This window comes from Lysinibacillus sp. NPDC093692 (assembly GCF_050280125.1).
GTDB lineage: Bacteria > Bacillota > Bacilli > Bacillales_A > Planococcaceae > Lysinibacillus.
Genome location: NZ_JBNNUW010000028.1, coordinates 1 through 22,533, shown reverse-complemented (window position 1 = coordinate 22,533; position 22,533 = coordinate 1). Strand labels below are relative to the sequence as shown.

Sequence of the window (22,533 nt, the reverse complement as noted above, 5' to 3'; positions counted from 1 at the left end):
GAAGTATTCGTTCGGCCAATCCCAAAAAAGATGCATTGCAAAATTACTTTGCGATGCATCTTTTTTTGATGGGGATTTTGATCGCTGGAAGAAGTTAAAGTCACTCACTTAAATGCAAGGCTACATGAATTTCTAAATAATGCGCTGGATTGTGTAAATCTCGATTTAACAATTGTTCGATTTTTTCGAGTCGGTGGTATAGCGTGTTTTGGTGAATGTGTAAGGTGGAAGCCGTTTTCGAAATGGAACGATTTTGATGAGTGTAACAACGAAGTGTTGCCAGTAAAGTTTCATCCTTTAGCTTGTATAACGGAGCGAGTATATCATGGACAAATTGTCCAATCTCTTCTTCGCTTTGCTTGCTGAACAGTCGATTAATACCTAGATCTTCATAACCAAAAATGGTTACTGCCTCTTCTTTTTGTGTGTGGCGCAGAGCTTGTCGGAGTGCTTGTTTACTTTCTTCTGCACTTTGAGCGACCTTTAGTAAATGATCATGTACATCGCCAATGCCTATTGCCACCTGTTGATGATAAAACTGGACCCAACTAATGATGGCCTGTGTTAATTGTTGTTTTATTTTTTTGCGAAAAGCTGTATCTCCTTGTAGTATCCAAACGACCGTTTCACGTTTTGTAAATATAAAATGTTGATCTTTGAAATACTGCTGCACATGTTGAATAAATTGCATACTATTTTTATGGGAAAATTGTTTTAGCTTAAATTTTACGACGAATGTTGGTTTCTTAATATCAAGTCCTAATTCATCAAAACGAGAATCAACGAGTGGGGCGCGTTCAGAGATAAGTTGTTGGAAAAGCTCAAAACGTTCTTTAAAAATCGTTTGTCCAGCTGCCTGTATTTGTAACGATTTTAACGTTAAGCTCATCGCCGCATTTTCTATAATCATACGTTGCTGACTCGTTAATTCCTCCAATTGCCGAATAATTAAATACCCGAATGTTTCTGTTTCATTTCCAATAGGGAAGACATAGCCGATATCAATTAACTGGTCCTTTTTAATGGCAGAGAGCTTGTCCATTTCTGCTAGATGTAAAAATGTTTTACGATCTGCTAAATTTATATATTGAACATCTAATTGTAATAATTCCTTCGTCGTTTGGATGATTTTCATTTCTTGCACATTTTGCAAGGAAAGTTTAAGAAAGATTTGATGAATGTCATGTTGCTTTATAAAGTAAGCATTTAACCGTTCTATTTCTTCATAAGCTTCCGCATTTCTTATAGCAACGGCAGCCTGTGATGCGAAGCTTTCTAGGAGTCTTAAATCACTTTGTTGAAAAGCACGTTTATTCGTATATTGATGGACAATCATAATACCTAATTTTCTTTCATGAAAGGTTATCGGAACAGCCATCGATGTATTATTCTCGATTCTTCCTAAATGTGCTGCTTCCGTTAATGCGTCTAGATTCAGCTTTGTGACATTGCCCATAATCTCTAATGTTTCTTGGTAGTTGTAAATGCCCGATACACCTGTTTGAAATGTATAGCCTGCCATTCCCTCGCCCAATTGAGGTGCATAATCAAAAATACGCGCTGTTACACCCGCACTAGCTACTGTATATAAACACTTCATTTCAGGATTGAATAACATTAAAAATCCTCGGTCAATGACTGGAATAGCTAAAATGGCAAAATCTATGATCGTTTGTAACAGCGTCTTTATTTTCAACGTTGAGTTCATAGCGCCCATGAGCTGTAAAATGGCTAATTTTTGCTCATGTTGCCGTATAAGGGTTTTCTGATAAAAGGTCTTTTCTAGCTGCCAAACTAAAAATTTCTCATCATAATCTGTAAAGTCTCCAAAGATGATACCTTGGACAATACACTCATTTGGCTCCGGTATGTATAACCTTGCACTGAAGCGTTGCTGTTTTTTATCCCAATATACTCCTTTTAAATCAGGTTGTATTTCACAAGGTCGCCCATAAAATAAAGACCATTCCTTTGTTGCACCATAAATGTAAAAGCTACAATTGTCGTCGCTCAATATAAGTTCTGTATGCTCCTCTAGAAACATTGTTATTTCGACTCCTTTCCTATAATTTCGGAATTTATTCTAATGGAACTTTATAAACATTGTAAGATATTCTAATGATTTCGTCCTTTATTTTTCTTAATATTTAGATAATTATTAGGGAGGTGGAGGTATGAATGTCGAACTAAAAAACCGCAGTCATTTAATTTTAGGCGTTTTATTCTTTGGATGGATGGTTTCATACATTGACAGAACTGCTATTAGCCTAGCTTTAATCAATATTGGAAATGACCTATCTTTAACAGCTACGGAACTAGGATTTGTTTTAAGTGCCTTCTTCTTTGGCTATGCTGCTATGCAAATTCCTGGTGGGTGGTTAACGGATAAATACGGAACGATTAAATTATTAATTGGCGCTGTTATTTTTTGGTCCGTTTTTACTGCATTTACGGGATTAGCTTGGTCACTCACTTCACTACTCTTCATTCGATTTTTATTTGGTATTGGGGAAGGCGGATATCCTGCAGCAAGTACAAAAGCAATTTCTATTTATTTTCATAAAGAACAACGTACAAATGCTCAAACGACGATGATGTCATCCAATATGATCGGTGGTGCTGTCGCTCCTATTATTTGTGCGCCTCTATTATTAGTAATGGATTGGCGCAATGTATTTTTCTTAATTTCTGGTCTAGGACTTATTTTTGTGATCGCTCTTTTATGGAGTACTAAAAATGCACAAACTTTTACGGCAGAGGAGAAAGTGGAAAAAGAAGAGAAGGGCTCTTTTGGCAAAGTATTAAGAAATACTTATTTAATGCGTGTACTTCTTATTTTCTTCTTTATTAATATTGCAAACTGGGGCTTAAATACTTGGATGCCAACCTATTTAATGAAAGTGCATGGTCTTGATTTAAAAAATGTCGGCTTCATCGCGGCCATACCAGCGATTTTTGGAATGGTTGGTATGATTGTAAGTGGGCGTATCATCTCAAAGCTAGGAGGGCGTTCGAAATATGGCGTGATTTTCGGAGCAGCCGTGCTGGCTGTTTGTTTATATCTCATGGCTACAGCCGGCTCTGCAGCAATAGCTATTACGTATCAGTCAATCGCCTTTATATTTGTAGCTTTTATGGCCTCTTTCATATTTACAACGCCACATCGTGTTGTCAATCAGCAAAATGTTGGGACAGCTTTTGGCATCGTCAATTTTGGTGGACAAGCAGCAGGTATTATTTCGCCAACAATTATGGGGTATTTAATTAATGCATCGGGTGGTTCCTTTAAAACATCGTTTATATTTTTAGCCATCATGTGTGTCATTGCGGCTATAATCGCTATTACTTTACCAGTTAACCATCAGCAACAAACAACTATAAAATCTGTGGAGGGATACGAACTGTGAAACAACAACTATTTGAGTGGATGCAAGAAAATGAAGAAACGTTTAGTCATATGGCAAAGCAAATTTGGGAAAATCCTCAGTTAGGCTATGAAGAGACATTTGCGTCTTCACTGCAACAAGATGTTCTAAAAAAAGAAGGGTTTGAAATTGTTACGCCGATTGGCGATGTACAAACTGCCTTTTATGCACAGTGGGGTTCAGGGAGTCCAATCATCGGATTTTTAGGAGAGTTTGATGCACTTCCAGGGTTATCGCAGCAAGTCAGTTCGGTATATTCTCCAGTGGAGGAGGGGGCACCTGGGCATGGCTGCGGTCACAATTTATTAGGAACGGCTGGGGTAGAAGCTGTAGTTGCCTTAAAAGAAGTGATGACGCTTCACAATATACAAGGAAAGATCCGCTATTATGGTTGTCCGGCAGAGGAATTGTTATCTGGAAAATCGTATATGGCACGTGCTGGTGTTTTTGATGATTTAGATGTTGTTTATACGTGGCATCCATGGACGTTTAACGTGACAGCGAACTTCTCTATGCAAGCACTCACTGCTATTGAATTTTATTTTTCAGGTCGAACAGCACATGCTGCTGGTGCGCCACATTTAGGGAGAAGTGCGCTTGATGCTGTTGAAATCACGAATGTCGGAGCCAATTATTTACGCGAACATGTGCCAGACGGATCTCGGATTCATTATCAAATTACAAATGGTGGCTTAGCACCGAATATTGTTCCAGATAAAGCGAGTGTCTATTATTACCTACGCGGAGCAAATCGTGATGCTGTCAAAGATTTAGAACGCAGACTCATTAAGGTGGCAAAAGGGGCAGCGATGATGACAGAAACAGAAGTGCATTGGGAGCTGAAGGCAGGGTGTTACGATACATTACCGAATCTCACATTAAATGAGCAAATGTTGGCGCAGTGGAACGAGCTACCGCCATTATCCTTTACAGAGGCTGAGCTTATTTTTGCAAAGGCGCTACAGGCTTCATTGGATCCTTCTGTTCTTGCAGGTACCGCCCAGCAATCATTTGTATCAAATGAAATAAGTAAGGAGGTATTGGTGGAGCAAGTATTTCATTTGCCACAAACTTTTCGCCAATCCATGCAAGGTTCTAGCGATTTAGGGGATGTTTCGTGGATAGCGCCCCTTGGTCAGGTATTTACAACTTGTGCTCCGTATGGGATCCAAGTGCATACTTGGCAAGCAACCGCTGCTTTTGGATCTTCACTCGGCATGAAAGGAATGCATTATGCGGCAAAAGCAATGGCAGGAGCTGCACTTGATTCCTTACTAAATCCTGATGTACTTAAAAAGGCGAAGGAGGAATTTGAAAATTTAAAAGCTGGGAAACAGTATGAATGTGGTATTCCAGAAGAAGTAAAAGCGCCAAATCCAGTTTAGTGAGATGAATGCGGATTTTGGACGCAATTATGCCGAGGTATAAATGAATATAAACTTTAGGGTGAGGAGAAATCTTCATCCTTTTTAATGATGTACAAACAGAGGGGAAGGGGAGGTTACCAAAAAATTGAGCTAACAGAAAAACACCGTAAAAAGTTAGATGCTTGTCTAACTTTTTACGGTGTGAAAATGAAGTGTTTACTCATATCGATTAGGTTCAGCGTTGAGTAATTTCGAAAAAATATTACGTAATGTTTGGACTTCCTCAGCTGACAGCATACCAAACATATTGTGTATAAGTTCGTTAACTTGCTGACGGGATTCTTCTAAAATATCTTCGCCATCAGCTGTAATTTTCAATTGAGAAGCTCGTCGATCTGTTGCATGCTGTGTTTTTTCAATAAATCCAGCATTAATAAGCTTAGTTGTTAAAACAGTGACACCACCTGTTGTCACTTTTAACCGATCAGCAATGGCAGAAGGGCGCTTTGGTCCCTCCTGCGATAAGTAGTCTAAAATTAAAATATGGGATTTTGAAAAGCCGAGTACATTATGATTATTCCACTCGTTTGCCCACTTACGCTCAATGGAAGATACTACTTCAAACAACGAGGTAATGGCTATTTGTTTTTCTTGATCCATATAAGGTCAACTCCAAAACTGTTTTAACTTTCTTGTGCTAATCTTGTCATCGCGTTTAACTCATAGGCACGTACTTTGCGTGGAATAAAACGGCGAATGTCCATCTCATTGTACCCAACTTGAATACGTTTTTCATCAATTAAGATAGGGCTTCGTAACATTCTTGGATGAGCTTGGATGATGGCAAACAACTCTTGGATAGAGAGCTGATCAATATCAATATTTAAATTTTTAAAATCATTTGAGTTAGTTGCAATAATTTCATCTGTTCCATCTTCTGTCATGCTTAAAATCTCTTTAAATTCAGCAAGTGTTAGTGGATGTGATGTAATACGTTTTTCTTTATATTCGATGTTGTGATCTTTTAACCATTTTAATGCTTTTCTGGATGAAGAACAGCTCGCTTGTGTATAAATTGTAACTGTCATTCTTCATTCCCCGCTTTCTTTTTTAGGATTATATTTAATATATATCTTATTAGTAAGTTAAATAGGTTGTACATATATCTTACTAGTAAGCTATATATAAATCAATATTTATTTTTAAAAATTTAACTAGAACTAACATTTTTTTTATTACACTAAAATATACGCGCAAAAGAGCGAAAAGTTTCGCAAATTAAGCTTACAATGATGTAAGTTTTGCTAAGCCTTAATAATAGATGCTCATAGAATGAAGAGAGCAGTTTAATAGAGAGAGAAATAGTCAGACTTATAGATAATAGATATATTGTTTATCCACTCATTATTATTATGATTGGATGCAGGTTTTTATGCATAGATTAATAAATTTTTTTGTTCTTTGGGTAGGGGCGGATTGCTCAAGTAGTAACAGCTCGAAAAGCGATTCAGGCTATTTTGTAAAAAAATCAAAAAAGCTTAAGCCAATTTGAACTTTCGATTGTCTATAAAGGTAGGACAAAAAGGAGAGAGGGGAAACTACAATTATACGATTAGTGAAAAAAGCTCAAAAAGGGAATGACGAAGCCTTTTTAACGCTTTTTCAGCAATATGAGGTAGAAATTTATCGAGTGGCTTATGTATATGTCAAAAACAAAGAAGATGCTTTAGACGTAGTTCAAGAAGTAGCATATCAATCATTTAAAAAGATAGATACATTGAACAACCCAGAATATTTTAAAACCTGGCTGATGAAAATTACGATGAACTGTGCAATCAATTTAATTAAAAAAAATAGTAAGGTTGTTTTAATAAGACCAGAATACGAGGAGTATATTGAAGCCGAAGAAGAAGATCTTCCTCTTACTTTATCATTACAAGACTTGATAGATGGTTTGGAGGTGGAAGAAAAAAGTGTCGTACTTTTAAGGTTTTATCAAAATCATACCTTTAAAGAAATTGCCGAGTTGTTAGATATGCCGTTAGGAACCGCAAAATCGGTTTTATATAGAGCTATAAAGAAACTTAGAAATAAATACTTTGAAGGAGATAGAGGTAATGAGTAATAAAATAAAACAAGAGGTTGAAAAAATTGATATCCCAAAAGAACTTCAAAAGAGGAGTGCAATGGGCGTTTTAAAAGCGAAAAACGAAAGGCAAAGAAAAAGAAAAAATGTAAAAGGTATCGTTGTAGCTGCTGGTTTACTTGTATCTATTGGAATATTATCTTTGGTTAATCATGATTTTGTTCAAAATAGTACAACACCTGATTCTGATCGACATACGGTTGATGTCACCGAATCAGCAACGGACAGTATGCATACGGTTGATATTCAAGCTAATTATATTGGGTATGAAACGGCGGATAAGCTCAGCCAAGGTGCAGATATTATTCTCGTCGCATCTCCTATAGATGATTTTACTAACCGTGATCATCAATCGACGAAGTACGAAGACGGCACGCTCCAAGACTTCTATACACTAACAAAATTACACATCGAGCGTATAATTAAGCAACCTGAAGGAATAAACATTGGCTCACAAATGGAAGTGATTGAACCGATTAGTATTATCACGGAAGCTGACAAACAACAAACAAAAGTTACGGTAGGTGGATATCGTGAGATGAAGCAAGGCAGACGCTATATCATGTTCCTGAAGAACAACGGCATGGGCGGCTATAGCATTATCAATATGAACAACGGTAAGTTCAACCTAGATGGCGGCGATGCACAGGACATTCCAACAAACACAGAAGAGAAAGCGTTCAAAGAAAGGCTGAAGAAAGATATTCTATTAAAATTCAACGTGAAATAATCCACTAAGCCCAGTATGAGTTTCAAGCAAAAAAAGAAGGCAGCTCCCAATGATCAAAAAAATCATACCGGAAGCGGCCCTCATTAATAATATTTTTAGTTTTGTTGTCCTGAAGTAAACCAGTCTTGGACATTCCAAACTTTTGTCGCTAAACCTTCATAGAAATCAGGTTCATGGCTTACTAATACGATTGTGCCTTTAAACTCTTTCATGGCACGCTTTAGTTCGTCTTTTGCATCGACATCCAAGTGGTTTGTCGGTTCGTCAAATAATAGCCAGTTTGCTTCATCCATCATAAGCTTACATAAACGTACCTTTGCTTGTTCACCACCAGATAAAGAATTAAGTGGGCGAGTAATATGATCCGTTTTTAGTCCTGCGCGTGCTAATGCTGCACGTACTTGTGCCTGCTCCATAGAAGGGAAGGCATTCCACACATCATCAATAGGTGTAATTTTTTCAGCTTTTACTTCTTGTTCGAAGTAAGATGGGTAAAGATAGTCACCGCGAAACACTTTTCCATCGAGCGGATTTATTTTGCCTAACATCGTTTTTAATAATGTTGATTTACCGACACCATTCATACCGACTAGAGCGATTTTTTCCCCACGTTCAATAGCGAATGTAAGTGGAGGAAGTAACGGCTTGTCCTTGTCGTATCCAATGACTAAGTTTTCAGCCTCTACTACATAACGACCAGAAGAACGTGCCTCTTTAAAACCAAATTCAGGCTTTACAGCTGTTTCAGGACGGTCTATGCGCTCCAAGCGGTCAAGCTGCTTGGAGCGAGATTTTGCACGACCAGTAGTTGAGTAGCGAGCTTTGTTTTTCGCAATAAAATCTTCTTGTTTTTTAATGAATTCCTGTTGTTTTTCATAAGCATCGATATGCTGACGTTTATTGATTTCAGCAAGCTCTAAAAACTTTTCATAAGTCGCAGTATAGCGAGTTAATTTTGAAAATTCTAGTTGGAAGATAACATCCACCGTTTCATTCATAAACTCTGTATCATGCGAAATTAATAAGAAAGCGTGTGGATAGTTCTTTAAATAGTTTTTCAACCATGTAATATGCTCTTCATCAAGATAGTTCGTCGGCTCATCTAGTAATAATACTTTTGGTTTTTCAAGTAACAGCTTAGCTAGTAAAACTTTTGTACGTTGACCACCGGAAAGAGCAGCGACATCACGGTCCAAGCCGATTGCGTCAAGACCAAGACCACGCGCAACCTCATCAATCTTCATATCAAGAGAATAGAAATCACCTGCATCCAGAGCATCTTGCACCTCAGCCATTTGCTCTAGTAATTCTTCCAATTCTTCAGGTGTTGCTTCAGCCATTTTCCCTGTAATTTCATTAAGCTCTTCTTCTTTTTTGTATAAAGGAAGGAAAGCGTCACGTAATGCATCACGCATAGTGCGGCCAGCTGTCAATACAGTGTGCTGATCTAAATAGCCGTAATGTGTTCCTGGAAGCCATTCAACTTTACCAGTATCGTGGATTGCTTGACCCGTAATGATGCCCATTAATGTTGACTTACCAACACCGTTTGCACCTACTAGACCAATATGATCTCCTTCAACTAGACGAAAAGAGACATCTTTAAAAAGCGTGCGGTCACCGAATGAATGACCTAAATTTTCAACTGTTAATATAGCCATATATGTTCCTCCGAGGGTAGCGGCTCATGACCGCTAGATATTAAAGTGCTGCTAATTGTTTATTTAACTCTGCAAGTGTTGCTTCCATATTTGCAAGGCGTTGCTCTGCTTTTGCCACTTGATCATTATGACCTGTAGATTCAAGCTTCTCAATGTCACCTTGTAAATTCATATAATCCATTTTTAGCTCTCTAATTTGATATTCAATATCACTTTTTGATGGCATGATGATTGCTCCTTTTTGTGTATATTTTGTATAGAGAATGCGTATCAATTATGCCTCGGCATAATTGCGTCCGGAATCGGCTTTATGCTTAGGCCTGCACGATGCAGGTCAGTTAGCCGTTATCGCATGGATGCGATGGTTTTAGGCTAACATCCCCTAAGAACTCCTTTTCGATTCCGTGACATCCGCCGGAGGCTTTAACTTCTTGGGTGTCCAAACACCCGCTGAAAGAAGTTAAAGCGATGGAGGTTTTTTTATCCCCCACCGCTTATTAGTTACTATCAATCGGGTACTTATGATGCTTGAATCCACTTCTTGTAATGAAAGAAAAACGAAAGTGAAAAATTCTTCTATATTGTATCATATCCACCTTCAAAGAATCACTAAGTAGAAGCGATATTATGTCGATCGTAAGCGAAATCTAAAAGTAAGGACTGTAGTGCTTCATTGTTACTTGCAAGATTGAGCTGTCGTTGTTTTTTAACAGCCCGTTCACTTCGAGCCTCATGTAATAAAAATTCCATGACAGCGTTTTGAATTTGTGATTGTTTCATTTTGCGACCAAGTCCAAGGTGAATAAAGCCATTATGTTCGCGAGGGAAGGCATGTAATAATTCAGCCTCAGTTTGTGCAAGTGTAATACAAGGTACTCCATAAGAGGCGATCTTATAAGGTGTATAGTTAGCATTACAAATAATAACATCTGCTTTTGGTAATAGTTTTAGGAGTGCGTTTTTATCACGAAGAATGGCAGTGTTACGACGACTAAGTACCATCATTTGCAAATCATCTGTTGCATGTCGATAGCTATCATCTATCATCACTGTAATTTGTAGTGGGATTTGTAGCTGCGTTAAGTGTCGAAGAGTACGGTAGGTTAAGTTATGCTCGTCCCCATCCTCAAAAGCAACAACGATATGAGGTGGATTTTCGGGTATTTTATTGTCTGGTCGATCCTCAAAATTTTGATAAGCTTCTGGTAATACAAAATTGAAGCTTCCACCAATATAATGAGAGGGTAAATAATCTTTAACTTCTTGATAGAGTGCTAGCAATACACAGTCACAGGCTTGACCACCCTCACCTAAATCATCAAAATGGATGATTGATTTGCAGAACGGTCGTAAATTTTGTACTTGCCAGCTTTCAGAGTTACGGCCATCTCTTACAATTAAATCAGGCTGAATACCTTTCATTTGCTTGGGTAGCTCATCAAAATGTTCAAATAAGATAGGCGAGAGATTGTCATTCATTAAAATCTGAATCCCATCATTTGAAGGGGTCTTTACAAATATGAAAACTTGTTCATTTGCAAGTAGCTTTGTCAGCGTTGCAACCCGTTCAAAAGGATACAGCCCTTTATCAATACAGCTTTCAATAATGAAGACAATCGTCTTTTTTAGTTCCATTGGTTGAGTTTCGTTTTGCAAATGTATCCCATCCTTTCATCCGTCTATTTAAATTATGGTGAATGATGGGCAAGTATGTGTAAAAAATTAGGATTAGATAAATTATAGCTCTAAATAGTTTTTCAAACTTCTACAAATTAAATGAGTAAGAGCTCCTTTTTTGACCGATAAAGAAAGTAGAGTTTGCGGGAAAATACATATAGGATTGTTTTAGTTTTTTAGCAAAAATAGAAGCTTTGTTCCGGCAATATGGTTTCTGGAGCAACTGAGCTTAGAAGGGGGTACAACTAATGGGAATGCGCGCAGCAATTGTTGTAGGGGCTACTGGATTAACAGGTACCTCTCTTGTAGAACAATTATGTGAAAATGATGAATATGTTTCAGTTATGGTAATTGCACGAAGAGCGCCGGCATTTACGCATCCAAAGCTAGAAGTGAAAATTCGTAATTTAGATACTTTAGAGGAAAAAGATCTCGAATTTGCACATGAGCTTTATTGTTGTTTAGGAACAACAAAAAAAAAGGCAGGATCTCGTGAGCAATTTGAGAAAGTTGATTTTGAATATCCACTAACGATTGCCTCGTTAGCCAAAAAACGAGGAATCCCACATATGCTAGTTATTACAGCAATGGGGGCAAATGAAAAATCTCCATTTTACTATAATCGAGTAAAAGGAAAGCTTGAACACGATCTTATGGAGCTAGGCTTACAAAGACTTTCTATTATCCGCCCATCTTTATTGGTTGGAGAGAGAGAAGAGTTTCGCTTAGGTGAAAAGGCGGGAGAGAAGGTTTTAAAGTTAGCAAAACCACTATTAGTGGGACCATTGAAGCGTTCAAGAGCTATAGAAGCTTCCCAAGTTGCGAAGGCAATGATCGTTATTGCACTGTACGGCGATAAACAGCCGGTTACCATTTATCCATCACAGGAATTGGCTCAATTAGATTTTCCCGAAACGCAGAATGAGGACGTTTCAAGAGAAAATTTATTTAATTGGGAGAAACGCAAATTATCGAGTATCAGCGATGGAGGAGATAAACTAAATCAAGAAGTCGTGATTAATCGAGATAAATATAAAATAGAGGAAACAGTTGTAGATAAAGAGGTAAATTTCCAACATCGTAGGGATAAATAAAGGTGAATACCTGCGGGAGCGAGATGAATACCCGCGGAAGCAGTGAATACCCGCGGAAGCAAGGTGAATACCCGCGGGAGCAGTGAATATCCGCGGGAGCAAAGCGAATACCCGCGGAAGCAAGGTGAATACCCGCGGAAGCGAGGTGAATATCCGCGGAAGCAAAGCGAATACCCGCGGGAGCAAGGCGAATACCCGCGGGAGCAAGGCGAATACCCGCGGAAGCAGAGCGAATACCCGCCAGTAGCGAAGCGAAGCGGCTCATCGGACGCCCTAAGGAAGCTTTGCTCTGTTCAAAAACGAAGCGACAGCAACAACAAATGTTTTCTGCAGCGAAAGCAAAGTGGCAGCTACGAAGCGCCCGGTCGGAGCGGAAATCAACCCCACGTTATGAGCCAAATATTATTTTAATAACAAGTAATCGCCATACCATTGTCTTTATTCCGAAGCGATATTTCTTGTGTAGACCACATTCCGCCTAAAGACTGAATTTAAGGTTTTAACTACTACAAATCTTTTCGTGCCTCTTTTCATTTGTTACAATATTATTGTAGAAGATGAATGTGGAGGCAAAAAGAAAATGAAAATTTTACTCGTTGATGGCACGATGTTTGGTCGTAAAACTGGTGCTATTTTAGAGCAAGTGGAGCAATATATTAAAGAATTAGATGCTAGTTTCGAATTAGAAATTATGCATTTTAGTCAATATAAGCATCAAATTGTAGATGGTTCACCGTTAAATGATGATATGAAGGAAATGATTCAAAAGTTTGAGGAAGCGGATGCATATATTATCGCTACACCGATTTTCCAAGCATCGATTCCGGGCGTTTTGAAAAATGCATTTGATTTCTTGCATCCAAAAACAATGCGCTATAAGCCAGTATCTATCGTGGCTAATGGTGGCACATATCAACACCATTTAGTAGTGGAAAATCAGCTAAAGCCAATTTTAGACTACTTCCGTGCACTTGTGACTCCGAACTATGTATACACACACACATCTCATTTTGATGCGGATAATAATATTGTAGACGAAGATGTTCATAATCGTTTACGTGAATTGGCTCGTGTTTTTGTGCAATATTGTGAAATGAGCAAAACATTGCCGAAAGAACCGATTGATCAACATTAATAAGATCTTTATCCCTTGTGCGGTGGAAGGAAATCACTGTGCAGGGGATTTTTCTTTTCAAGTATCCTCTTGCGATGTGATAAAATATAATTTTAGTGAATCGGAAGGGAGGGCTGCTCATGCAGGACATCGCTGTACTAGAAAAACAACGCTGTAATCTCATATTGACGAATAAGGCGAAGGAAGCGGTAGAGGAATGCTCAGCAAATGAGCATGCCTTTTTTGCCTTGCAAAAAGGATTTACCGTCTATATCGAAAAGCGTAAAGCTAAAACAATTGGTGAGACGTTTTTATCGATTTATTTTAATGCAGAGCAAAATGAAAAGTTAACGGACGTCCTTGCTGAGAAAACAGCCATTATGGATTGTGTGCTAAAGGCTGAAGGGTTGCTAGCTACAAATCTACGCTTTGTACATATGCGAGGCCCCATCAATACAAATCGTCGCTTACCAGCGGCATTACAATTTGTCACAAGACCTAATAATGGAGCAGGGATTCCGCTTGATCTTCATACAAAAATAAGACAACTACCTATAGCCGAGGAGCGCACAGAATATGTGAAAAAGCGTATCTCGAGCTGGGAAGGCTTTTTAAAAATTCAAGAACGTGATGCGACAGTTGATGACATTCATACAGAATTTAAACAAAGCTATTTTAATGAAGATTTTTCTAGGCTTACTATAGTCTGCCCTTATATAAAATCGAAGGAATGGAAGAAACTTGAAGGGTTAAGTGTGAACATTCAAGGAGTACGCGGTGAAATTGGACAAGTATTAAAGTCTAATGCAGGGAAGCAGACAATAGAAATTGACTTAAAGCCTTTTGTGCAAGATTTAGCACGTAAAGGTCAGCTTAACCTTCGTACGAAGCAAGCGAGCTTTAGTAATTTTGCGACATTGAGTCAAATTAGACGATTACGCAATGGTTTTACAAAGCTAGAAAAAGGCGAGGCCGTTAACCCTAATTTAGAGACTATACTATTTGAAAAGCGTCCCACAGTTCGAACATCCAAGCTACGAGAAGATGTTGATTTTCACAATAATTTAAACGAATATCAGCGACGAGCTGTTTTAGGCGCGTTGTCTGTAGAAGATTTGTTTGTCATTCAAGGACCTCCTGGCACAGGGAAAACAACCGTTATTTCTGAAATTTGTCAGCAAAATGTGAAGGCTGGTTTAAAAACACTTGTAGCTTCACAATCAAATTTAGCTGTAGATAATGCCTTAGGACGACTTCTTTCCAATCAAGAAATTCGAATTTTACGCTATGGTAGAACGGAAAGCATTGAAGAAGAAGGTAAAAAATTTATTGAGGAAAATGTTGCGCTTCAGTGGCGTGAGCAAACTCTCGCAGCAATAGAAGAGGAAATCATAGCCTTTACAGAACGTGAACAGGAACTAAAATCTAGTATTACCAAGGCTGAAGAAGAGCTAGAAAAGCTTGAGGCATGGCTTGAGGAGATTACAAAGGAAATAGCTGCAAAAGAACAGGCCGCAATTGACGAGCCCATTTTACAGCAAGAAATACAAGCGTTAAAAAAAGAGTTAAAGGCTGCAAAAACCGAGCAGCAGGAGAACGAGGCACATAAAGAGCATTACGGAAAACAGCTGGCGCAAATCGAACCTGCTGTAAAAACGCTTGAGCAGACTCTTGCAGAAAGTCCGTCTATCGAGCAACTGAAGCTTACTATAGAAGAAACTACTCAAAAGATGGAGCAATTGGAAGCAGCTGCTCAATTTAAGGAGCTACAAGAGCAAAAGCAGCATCTAGCAGTGCAGTTCAAAGATATCCAATTGAAATATGAAGAGGAAAATAATCGCCTTCGATTAATGAAGGAAGCCGAAAAATACATCAGTAATTTAACATCTTATGAGCGAATCGAACGATTTTTACAGCACTATCAAATTCGCCCGTCTTATGTGCTGTCACAGCAAATAAGTCGTTTACAGCATTTAGAGGATGCTAAAGATTTAGACGCATGGGCAACTATCAATTCACGTCTACAAAAGGCGATCGCAAAGCTTGAGGCGTTAGTATCTGATGAAGAAAAAGAACGTGCCCTTGCTAAAAGCAAATTGCAGCCTGTTCAATCGTTTTCGTTGCAAAATCTAACAGGTGTTTTTGCCCAGCTTAATACAGCCTTTCAAAATGATCAAACACCATCTACCGAGCAACTTGAGAGTTTCTTGCTCGGTTTATATATGCGTCGAGATTTTGTTTGGCAAAAAGGTGTAGCGCTGAAACAACAACAAGACCATAAAAATCAGGAATTTGAGTCCTTACGTAAAGGTATTGGTGGCTTAATACATCAAGAATGTGCGATTACAAGCTTTGACGTTCAAAGCATACAGCGACAATTGCAGCCGTATTTACAGCATACAGAACGACTTCAGCAACTAGCTGAGACATTTCAAATGGATACTGAACCAAAAGAGTCTGTAGAGCATTTGAAAATACTTGTATCGCAAGAGAAATCTTCTCTTCAAACAACACGTCAACAGCTGGAGGCAGTCGAGCAGGCTAATACACAGCTCCTACCAAAGAAAGCGGCACTTCAAACAGCGCAGACTAGCTTACAAGAGATTGAACAGCAACTCACACAAGTAGAGGAAAATATAAAAGAAATTAATATAGCTGGGTTAAAGAAAGAGAAGCAGCTCACAGCTTGCACGAAACTCCTACAGTCAACACCGGAGCGCACTTCTGAGGAGGTAGAGGAAGCAATTGCATCCTCCGAAGTAGCGATAGAGGAATTACAGCGCAAGGAGAAGCAGCTTCCTCTTCGAAAAAAATTACAAGAGCAATGGCGTGACAAGCTGCAAAACGCTACTGAATATGATTTAGATGAAATTCGAAAATTATATGTGCGTCACGCGAATGTGATCGGTACAACATGTGTGGCTTCAGCAAGCAAGGAATTTATGGAGAACTATCCGACATTTGATGTTGTCATTATTGATGAAGTATCAAAGGCCACGCCACCAGAGCTATTATTGCCAATGCTGAAAGGTAAGAAAATTATATTAGTGGGCGATCATCATCAGCTACCTCCATTACTTGGAGATGATACGTTGGAAGAAACATTAAAGGCGATGCTCGATGAAAATCCAAACTTTGACGGCGCGCAAGAATTAAAAAATTTGCTGCGTGAATCGCTGTTTGAACGTTTATTTAATAACTTACCGCAAACGCATAAGCAAATGCTGGCATTGCAGTACCGAATGCATGAGAAAATTATGCATAGTATTACACCGTTTTACGCGAAAGAGGAAAATGGCTTGCAATGTGGTTTACCAGATTCAGATGCAGCGCGAGACCATTGCTTAGAGGGACAATTTGTTAGCCGAGATGATCATTTGCTATGGGTCGATATTCCGACCGAAAAACCTTATTTAGAGGAGCAGGTAAAGGGCGGAACGAGTCGTTATAATGAAGGTGAATTACAAACTATTCGACGCATTTTAACTGATTTGAATAAGGCTGTTATCGAAGCTAAAGCAGCCGGACGCATGCCTCAAGATGCACAAAAAAGCGTTGGAGTTATTAGCTTCTACGGGGAGCAAGTAAAGAAAATTAATCGCCTTCTGCAACAGGAATTACAGCTACCACACCTTCATTTTAGAACCGGGACAGTCGATAAGTTCCAAGGTATGGAGATGGACGTCATATTAGTAAGTATGGTGCGTAATACACCTAAAGGGGGAGACGTTGGCTTTGCAAAAGATTACCGACGCTTAAACGTTGCCTTATCTCGTGCCCGTGAGCTATTACTACTTGTCGGAAGTGCTGAAATGTTTACTAAACGTGCGAAGCATCAAGATACACGAGAGATGTACAGCAATCTGTTAGATACAGTGAAATCCTATAACGGCATGCGTAATCATGAAGGACAGGTGATGTAGATTGTCAAAACTGCAGCAGCGCTTAATGCGTGAACTTCAGCAAAATCGAAATATTAAAATCGTCAAAACCGATGAATGGTGCATCCCGATTCGAACAGTAGAAGTAACCTATGAGCCCGTTCGTCGTTCCACTATGGATGTCTTGATGACTATGCTGTTAATCAGCATACAGGAAGCAGATTTTGCAAGTGCGCAAGATTTAAGTGAGTTATTGCTCGTCGATCCATTATTTATTGAGGATTTAGTATCATTAATGTCTCGAGTAAGTCTGATTGAGCAAGAGGAAGGCTTCTATCGATTAACATCTAAAGGACAGCAGCAACTGGAACGTGGCATCTTCGAGGAGGAGCTAGATGAAGAAATGGCTAACCTTTACTATAGCCCATGCCATCTTGCATTTCTTGCTGTCGATGAGGGCAATATCGAAGAATATGATGATCTACCAGAGCTCTATCGTTATGTGGATGAAGAGGCCGAGAAGCAGGAACAATTCGACGAAGCTATGTTAATAGAAGCGTTACAGCAAGAGGATGGCGAAGAAGCTGACGTTGGAGCTTCACAAAAAATAGTTTCAAAAATTGTGCAAACCGACGCTAAACAAATTAATGATAGCCCATGCCTCGAATTTGTCCTTCACGATAAAGAACAAGATATAATGTTCGTTCGTGTATGGAATGCGTTGTTAAATCAATGGGATCCACACCTAGAACAACAGCTCACAGAAAAAGAACAACTAGAGTGGCGTAAGAAGTACTTATAAAACAAAAACGAACGTGTAAAGCGTTCGTTTTTTGCTTTTCATAGTGATGGAAAAATGGTCAAGGATATCTTTGTGATATTGTCTAAAAGATCCACGCTATGTGAAGTGGTTGATCTTCGTTACGACTGGGCGACTCCTCGGGGATCAGCGATATAGAGGAACGAAGGCTAAAAACATCACGTCCTGTGATAACCCCTTAGTGACCAACCTCGTGTTGGCCCGAGACCCTGGAGCGAAGCGGATGTTTTCTGTGCGAAAGCTACAAAGCGCCTAGTCGGAACGGAAATCAACCCCTCGTTTTGCCGAGAAGTCATACTCTTTTTAGGTGAATGGCGATAAAACGGATAAGTTGGGCGATAAATTCAAAAAGTAAGGCGATAAAATGGTAAAAGACCTCTATAAATTTTTAAGCTCGCATATATTATTACAAAAAAGGAGGGGAACGATGTTTACGATTAGTTTATGTATGATTGTCAAAAACGAAGAATGTATTATTGAAAGATGCTTAGATTCCGTTCAACATCTAGTGGATGAAATCAATATTATTGATACAGGCTCAACTGATCGTACAAAAGATATCGTCCGAAGCTATACCTCTCGAATTTTCGACTTTACCTGGTGTGATGACTTTGCTAAAGCCCGTAACTTTTCCTTTCAGCAAGCTACGAAAGATTTTATTTTATGGCTCGATGCAGATGACGTAATCACAACAGAGCATCAGCGAAAATTTCTACAACTTAAGCAATCGCTCTATCATCCTAACGTCGATGCTGTTTCCATGGATTATTATGTAACGCTCGATGCAGATGGTTGTGTAGAATCAAGTGAAAAAAGATTGCGTCTCGTAAAACGTGCACGTAATTTTCAGTGGCAGGGTGCCGTCCATGAGTATTTAGATGTAACAGGCCAGCTCTATCATAGCGATATAGCCGTTACGCATTTACCAAGAAAAAGTGATATTCATCGCAATATTACTATTTATGAGCGTTTAAAGAAAGACGGGCACCCATTTTCAGCTAGAGAAACATTTCATTACGCAAATGAACTAAAATTGCATCAACGATTTTTAGAAGCGATCAATCACTATAATAGTTTCCTTGATTCTGCAAAAGGTACTGCTGACGAACATATCGAAGCTTGCTTAAATTTAGCGGATTGCTATCAACAGCTAAATGATACAAAACAAGCAACACAAGCTGTATTACAATCATTATTATATGATCGACCAAGACCAGAAACATGCTGTCGAATCGGTCATTTTTTTATGGAACAAATGAAAAATAAAGAGGCTATTTACTGGTATTCACAAGCATTACAACAGCCTAAAGAACAAACGATGGGCATTCAAAAGCATGCTTATTCCACATGGCTTCCGCATTTCCAGTTAAGCTTGTTATACAATCGCTTGCGTCTCTTTGAAAATGCACATCAGCATAATGAGGTAGCACGTAAATATAAGCCAAAAGATCAGCGCATACTAGATAATAGAACATACTTGTTAACACAGTTAAAGAAGTAAGAGCGTCATGGGAAGGGAACATCAATAAAATTAATATATATACCGTAACCAATTAACATTGATACAAAAACAACGATCGTCATAAAAATCACATTCCGAGGTCTGAAAGTTCGAGCATCCATTCATTCATCCCCTTTCGATTTTGTGAACATTCTGTTAACTCAACATATGTTTTGAGAGTGTGAGTATGCAGTTCGTCGTAAACATTTTTTTGAAGCATAGAAAAAGCAAACTCACAATTAGCGTGGATTTGCTTTTTTAACTTTTTCAGCGAATGTTCAAACACCAGCGACTATGATTGACATTAAGAGTAGATGGCTCTAAAGCAATTGCTGCCCCGAACTTATGGTATATTAGACATTACATAGTTAGTAAAGGAGTACGAATATATGGTTAAAAGTGTAGTTATTGCTGAAAAACCTTCAGTTGCACGTGATATAGCAAATGTCTTGAAATGTAATAAAAAAGGGAATGGATTTTTAGAAGGTGACAAATATATAGTTACTTGGGCATTAGGGCATTTAGTAACATTAGCCGATCCAGAAGCCTACGATAATAAATATAAAACGTGGAATTTAGAAGATCTTCCGATGTTGCCAGAACGAATGAAGCTAGTCGTTATGAAGCAAACGGGTAAGCAATATAATGCGGTCAAATCACAGTTAACTCGTAATGATGTAAATGAAATCATTGTCGCTACTGATGCTGGGCGTGAAGGTGAATTAGTTGCTCGATGGATTATTGACAAAGCAAATGTGAAAAAGCCAATTAAACGTTTATGGATTTCATCTGTCACAGATAAAGCGATTAAAGAAGGATTTGCCAATTTAAAACCGGGTAAAAACTACGATAATTTATATGCTGCTGCAGTTGCCCGTTCTGAAGCGGATTGGTATATCGGTTTAAACGCGACACGTGCTTTAACGACAAGATTTAATGCGCAGCTAAATTGTGGCCGTGTTCAAACGCCAACAGTTGCAATTATTGCTGCACGCGAAGATGAAATTAAAAACTTCAAACCACAAACGTATTACGGTATTGAAGCGCAAACAGATTCATTAAAGCTTACATGGCAAGATGCAAATGGTAATTCACGTAGCTTCAATAAAGAGAAAGTTGACGCTATTGTTAAAGGACTAGGCAATCAAGATGCAAAAATAGCTTCGGTTGATCGCAAGCCTAAAAAATCATTTGCCCCAGGTCTTTATGATCTAACAGAATTACAGCGAGATGCCAATAAATTATTTGGTTTTTCTGCAAAAGAAACATTAAATATTATGCAAAAGCTATATGAATCTCATAAAGTGTTGACATACCCTCGTACAGATTCTCGCTACTTATCATCTGATATTGTCGGCACATTACCTGAGCGTCTAAAAGCATGTGGTATCGGTGAATATCGTACATTCGCGAATAAAATCTTAACAAAGCCGATTAAAGCGAATAAATCATTTGTAGATGATAGTAAAGTATCTGATCACCATGCCATTATTCCAACTGAGGGCTATGTGAACTTTTCTGCGTTCAATGATAAAGAGCGTAAAATTTATGATTTAGTAGTAAAACGATTTTTAGCTGTATTATTCCCAGCACAAGAATATGAGCAATTAACTGTACAAGCTCAAATTGGTCATGAGAAATTTATTGCCAAAGGGAAAACAGTTATAAAAGTTGGCTGGAAAGAAGTATATCAAAATCGTTTTGATGATGAGGAATCGACGGATGATGTTAAAGAGCAATTACTTCCTCGTTTAGAACAAGGCCAAGTGTTAAAGACAAAGCTAATTGCCCAAACATCTGGTCAAACAAAGCCACCAGCACGTTTTACAGAGGCAACATTACTGTCGGCTATGGAAAATCCTACGAAGTATATGGAAACGAACGATAAGAAGCTTGTGGATACATTGAAATCGACTGGTGGATTAGGCACAGTCGCAACACGTGCAGACATTATTGAAAAGCTATTTAATTCATTCTTAATCGAAAAGCGTGGCGGCAAAGAAATTTACATTACATCCAAAGGTCGTCAGTTACTTGACTTAGTGCCTGAAGAATTACGTTCTCCTGCGACAACAGCCGAGTGGGAGCAAAAGCTTGAGCTCATTTCAAAAGGGAAGTTGAAAAAAGACGTGTTCATCAATGAAATGAAAAAGCACACGCAAGAAATAGTTGCTGAAATTAAAGGGAGCGATAAAAAGTACAAGCATGACAATATTTCAACAAAGTCCTGTCCGGATTGTGGCAAGCCAATGCTTGAAGTCAACGGTAAAAAAGGTAAAATGCTTGTCTGCCAAGATCGTGAATGTGGTCATCGTAAAAACGTATCACGTGTTACAAACGCACGATGCCCGCAATGTAAGAAAAAACTAGAGCTTCGTGGTGAAGGTGATGGTCAAATCTTCGTATGTAAATGTGGTTATCGTGAAAAATTATCTGCATTTGAAGCCCGTCGTAAAAAAGAAGGTGGCGGCAAAGTAGATAAACGTAGCGTGCAAAAATACATGAAGCAGCAAGAAAAAGAAGCTGAACCGATTAATAATGCGTTCGCAGATTTATTAAAAGGGATGAAGTTTGATTAGCAGTATAAGATAGATTGTTATTTAAGTGGTTGAGACAAAGCTTTAGTTAAATAATAGGCAGCCCGGAAAGTTTTACGGACAGTAAAATTTTCTGGGCTTTATATACTTGGACCAATAAAAAGAAAGGAAAATGGTTGAGTTCTAGCTTTTCTTGTTAAATTTTTTGAAGTGCTATTAAATAGGAAGTTTCTTAATGAAATAAAAACTTTTAATTTTTTTGAGAAAAAGTGTTGACCTTTTTAGATTAAGAGAGTAATATTATACAAGTCGTTAAGATAACTACTGAAAACAACATCTACATTAAATAAATTAGTTGTTGACAGCGAGTTTGCGACATGATATTATATAAAAGTTGCTGCTGAGAAAACAGCGACACAATGAACCTTGAAAACTGAACAAGCAAAACGTAATCAATAAAGTTTTTAATAGCTAACCTTGAGTTGGTGAACGAAACAAAATTTTGGACATCAAACATGATGCCAGCAAAACAATTTGAGCTAATCAAATTTCTTTTATGGAGAGTTTGATCCTGGCTCAG

At 38.4% G+C, this 22,533-nt stretch carries 16 protein-coding genes; 10 read left to right on the top strand and 6 right to left on the bottom strand.

Annotation, left to right across the window (positions count from 1 at the left end; all coding sequences use genetic code 11):
* Nucleotides 1–100: 100 nt before the first annotated feature.
* Nucleotides 101–2,044 carry a helix-turn-helix domain-containing protein gene (locus ACQKN4_RS22070; RefSeq protein WP_427484815.1) on the bottom strand — a complete coding sequence of 648 codons (1,944 nt, stop codon included), beginning with the start codon at nt 2,042–2,044 and terminating at the stop codon, nt 101–103.
* 130 nt (nt 2,045–2,174) lie between these two features.
* On the opposite strand from ACQKN4_RS22070, the gene ACQKN4_RS22065 reads away from it, so the two are divergent.
* Both ACQKN4_RS22065 and ACQKN4_RS22060 read left to right on the top strand, forming a co-directional pair.
* On the top strand, nt 2,175–3,407 hold the full coding sequence (locus ACQKN4_RS22065) for an MFS transporter (RefSeq protein WP_079563729.1): 1,233 nt from the start codon (nt 2,175–2,177) through the stop codon (nt 3,405–3,407).
* Nucleotides 3,404–4,810: an amidohydrolase gene (locus ACQKN4_RS22060; protein WP_427484814.1), complete on the top strand. Its 1,407-nt coding sequence runs from the start codon at nt 3,404–3,406 to the stop codon at nt 4,808–4,810. The genes ACQKN4_RS22065 and ACQKN4_RS22060 overlap by 4 nt, the downstream gene beginning before the upstream one ends.
* A 198-nt stretch (nt 4,811–5,008) precedes the next feature.
* Here the strand turns inward: ACQKN4_RS22060 and ACQKN4_RS22055 are convergent, their stop codons facing one another.
* Complete coding sequence (locus ACQKN4_RS22055) at nt 5,009–5,452, bottom strand: MarR family winged helix-turn-helix transcriptional regulator (protein WP_079563728.1); 444 nt, start codon at nt 5,450–5,452, stop codon at nt 5,009–5,011.
* Nucleotides 5,453–5,475: 23 nt separating this feature from the next.
* Nucleotides 5,476–5,880 carry a transcriptional regulator Spx gene (spx, locus tag ACQKN4_RS22050; RefSeq protein ID WP_079563727.1) on the bottom strand — a complete coding sequence of 135 codons (405 nt, stop codon included), beginning with the start codon at nt 5,878–5,880 and terminating at the stop codon, nt 5,476–5,478.
* Between the two features lie 527 nt (nt 5,881–6,407).
* Between spx and ACQKN4_RS22045 the strand changes: the two genes are divergently transcribed.
* A complete protein-coding gene (locus tag ACQKN4_RS22045; RefSeq protein WP_427484813.1) occupies nt 6,408–6,917 on the top strand; it encodes a sigma-70 family RNA polymerase sigma factor in 510 nt (169 codons plus the stop codon).
* A complete protein-coding gene (locus ACQKN4_RS22040; protein WP_427484812.1) occupies nt 6,910–7,668 on the top strand; it encodes a hypothetical protein in 759 nt (252 codons plus the stop codon). The genes ACQKN4_RS22045 and ACQKN4_RS22040 overlap by 8 nt, the downstream gene beginning before the upstream one ends.
* Before the next feature lie 95 nt (nt 7,669–7,763).
* Here ACQKN4_RS22040 and ACQKN4_RS22035 read toward each other — a convergent pair whose 3' ends face one another.
* The 3 genes from ACQKN4_RS22035 to ACQKN4_RS22025 all read right to left on the bottom strand — a co-directional run bounded on the left by ACQKN4_RS22035 (nt 7,764) and on the right by ACQKN4_RS22025 (nt 10,985).
* A complete protein-coding gene (locus ACQKN4_RS22035; RefSeq protein WP_079563724.1) occupies nt 7,764–9,329 on the bottom strand; it encodes an ABC-F family ATP-binding cassette domain-containing protein in 1,566 nt (521 codons plus the stop codon).
* A gap of 40 nt (nt 9,330–9,369) precedes the next feature.
* Complete coding sequence (locus ACQKN4_RS22030) at nt 9,370–9,555, bottom strand: SE1832 family protein (RefSeq protein ID WP_079563723.1); 186 nt, start codon at nt 9,553–9,555, stop codon at nt 9,370–9,372.
* A gap of 383 nt (nt 9,556–9,938) precedes the next feature.
* The gene (locus tag ACQKN4_RS22025) at nt 9,939–10,985 is read right to left on the bottom strand and encodes a PseG/SpsG family protein (protein WP_079563722.1); all 1,047 of its coding nucleotides are present in this window, start codon (nt 10,983–10,985) and stop codon (nt 9,939–9,941) included.
* A gap of 269 nt (nt 10,986–11,254) precedes the next feature.
* Between ACQKN4_RS22025 and ACQKN4_RS22020 the strand changes: the two genes are divergently transcribed.
* From ACQKN4_RS22020 to ACQKN4_RS21995, 6 genes are all read left to right on the top strand, one after another.
* On the top strand, nt 11,255–12,100 hold the full coding sequence (locus ACQKN4_RS22020) for an NAD(P)H-binding protein (protein ID WP_427484811.1): 846 nt from the start codon (nt 11,255–11,257) through the stop codon (nt 12,098–12,100).
* A 580-nt stretch (nt 12,101–12,680) separates the two neighbouring features.
* Entirely contained in the window at nt 12,681–13,235 is a 555-nt protein-coding gene (locus tag ACQKN4_RS22015; RefSeq protein WP_049667893.1) for an NADPH-dependent FMN reductase, read from the top strand.
* Nucleotides 13,236–13,354: 119 nt separating this feature from the next.
* Complete coding sequence (locus ACQKN4_RS22010; protein WP_427484810.1) at nt 13,355–17,137, top strand: AAA domain-containing protein; 3,783 nt, start codon at nt 13,355–13,357, stop codon at nt 17,135–17,137.
* Between the two features lies 1 nt (nt 17,138).
* Complete coding sequence (locus tag ACQKN4_RS22005) at nt 17,139–17,897, top strand: hypothetical protein (protein WP_427484809.1); 759 nt, start codon at nt 17,139–17,141, stop codon at nt 17,895–17,897.
* 445 nt (nt 17,898–18,342) lie between these two features.
* Nucleotides 18,343–19,416, top strand: a complete 1,074-nt coding sequence (locus ACQKN4_RS22000; RefSeq protein WP_427484808.1) for a glycosyltransferase — start codon at nt 18,343–18,345, stop codon at nt 19,414–19,416.
* 389 nt (nt 19,417–19,805) lie between these two features.
* A complete protein-coding gene (locus ACQKN4_RS21995) occupies nt 19,806–21,995 on the top strand; it encodes a DNA topoisomerase III (protein ID WP_427484806.1) in 2,190 nt (729 codons plus the stop codon).
* Nucleotides 21,996–22,533: the final 538 nt, after the last annotated feature.